This window comes from Lysinibacillus fusiformis, assembly GCF_002845985.1.
GTDB lineage: Bacteria > Bacillota > Bacilli > Bacillales_A > Planococcaceae > Lysinibacillus > Lysinibacillus fusiformis_D.
Map to the genome: position 1 here is coordinate 1 of NZ_PDFK01000024.1, position 303 is coordinate 303.

Consider the following 303-nt stretch of genomic DNA (forward strand, 5'->3'; position numbering starts at 1 on the left):
GCTTATGAAGAGAAGCTTCAATTAGAGTTAAATATGGATCGTGAAGAACACGGAAAAAAGCCCTTTCCCCCGGAGAAGTTTGAAAAGGAAGAATGGAAAGAAATAAAGGAAAGCACGACAGATCCTGAAAGTGGCTATTACGTGAAGGATGAACGTACGAAACCGTTTGCATATTCCTTTCATGCAGCCACAGATGAAAAGGGCTTTGTCTTAGGTGCCATTGTGACTCCGGGAAATGTGCACGATAGCCATGTATTACAGCCACTTGTGGAAAGGGTCATTCAAAATGTTCAAAAACCAATC

The 303-nt window shown here is 41.9% G+C and carries 1 protein-coding gene; it reads left to right on the top strand.

Annotated elements, in window-relative coordinates:
- On the top strand, nucleotides 1–303 hold a 303-nt coding region (locus tag CRI88_RS22285), incomplete at both ends, for a transposase (RefSeq protein ID WP_145991353.1).